At 56.0% G+C, this 1,428-nt stretch carries 1 protein-coding gene; it reads left to right on the top strand.

What is annotated here, in order from left to right; all coding sequences use genetic code 11:
- Window positions 1-1,086: 1,086 nt before the first annotated feature.
- Window positions 1,087-1,401 carry a hypothetical protein gene (locus Q675_RS37745; protein WP_152525370.1) on the top strand — a complete coding sequence of 105 codons (315 nt, stop codon included), beginning with the start codon at window positions 1,087-1,089 and terminating at the stop codon, window positions 1,399-1,401.
- The last annotated feature ends 27 nt before the right edge of the window (window positions 1,402-1,428 follow it).

The following is a 1,428-nucleotide window of genomic DNA, read 5'->3' as shown; positions in this document are numbered from 1 at the left end:
ATGAGAAATCCGGGCTAGCAAGAGTTTTGGCAGAAATTCGGTGTTCACCGTGTGGGGCCGTCCGCCGAAAACTTCGTCCAGATCTGCTACCTTTGAGTTTAGGTTCATTCACCGCATCTTTAGCGGTGTTTCAAACAGAGTGCATCGGCTCATGTCGGTGCCGGGTTACGGAGTAGGCCGTCAAGGTCAGTGCCAGGGAGCCGGCAGTGTCATTACCTGCCACTAACCAGTCGCTGTAGTACGCGGCCGATGGCCGCCGGACGCCCTTTACATTGCGGCTTCGCCTCCATTACAAGGCCGCCGCTAAGCTCAGCGTTAAATGCTTGGCTCCGGCGGTTTTGGGTTTGGTGTTTGGCCGCGGCTTGGCAGTGGTTCTCGGGCAAAACACAGCCGCCAGTCAGTCTCCGGTTTTTGGCTGGCAACTCGGTGTTAAGGTTGCGGGGCAATCCGGCGTAAAGTCCGTGCATCATCTGTGCATAGGGTGTTCTGGTTCCTAGCGCCATGGGTCGCGCTGGTGCAACGTATCGGGAGTAGGCATTCAGCTTTGGGTGCCACAATAAAATGCCGGGTAAACGGCATCTAACAAGGCGCATCAATTCGCGGCCGGTGGCCGCCGGACGCCCTTTTCATTGCGGCTGCGCCTCCATTATAAGGGCGCCGTTGTGCGCTGGCGTTATTGGCCCAGGCCGCCTCCATTTTTGGCGGGCTCGGTGCAAAGGCCTTGGCACTGGGTTTGGCTGCAAAGCCGCTTATGTCGATGATGGCCAAGGCCGGAAAAGTGGCTGTCCGGGTTGGTTGCCAACATCACACGCAGCATAGTTATCCATGGCGTGCCCCAGTCGTGGGGCCGTCCAGTTCAAATGGTAATCGGGTTGGTGCGGTTTGCGTTCTGGTTCCTTTCGCCATCCGTCTGGTTGGTGCAAGGTGTTCGGGAGAGGGCATGCAGCGTTGGCTGCCAAGGGAGACCCTGGTGGTGACCGGCCACTAACCAGCCGGTCAACCGGACGCCAAAAGCTTACAGCTTTTGGTTCCCTTCGCTGCGCTCCGGCGCCGGTTACCTCAGCGTTAAATGCACAAGGAGCCACTGTGACATACTGGGTAAATCATCTAATGGGCAATTCGGACATAGAGTTCCCTCTCGAATCGCTTCCAGATCTCTACGCTGAGTTATCCCAAGCTGATGGTGAGCACACCGATGTTTCGCTCACTCATGAATCCGAATGGTGCTTATCAGCATTCTCGTCAGGTTTGCTTGTGTGGGAGAACGTTGCGGGCGATGGCGAGCCGAAGCATATGCGCGGTGCGCCCAAGGAAAAGGTAATTGAGCTTTGGTCTCTTCTAGCATCCGGTTCAATTGATGAAATAGACAAGCAAAGCTGGCTGCCTGGGTATGGCAGCTAAAGCATTTAACACATATGAGCCTTCTCG

The sequence above is a fragment of the Marinobacter sp. EN3 genome (assembly GCF_000475315.1).
Classification (GTDB): domain Bacteria; phylum Pseudomonadota; class Gammaproteobacteria; order Pseudomonadales; family Oleiphilaceae; genus Marinobacter; species Marinobacter nauticus.
The sequence above is the reverse complement of the archived record's forward strand: the minus strand, read 5'-3'. Positions and strand labels throughout refer to the sequence as shown.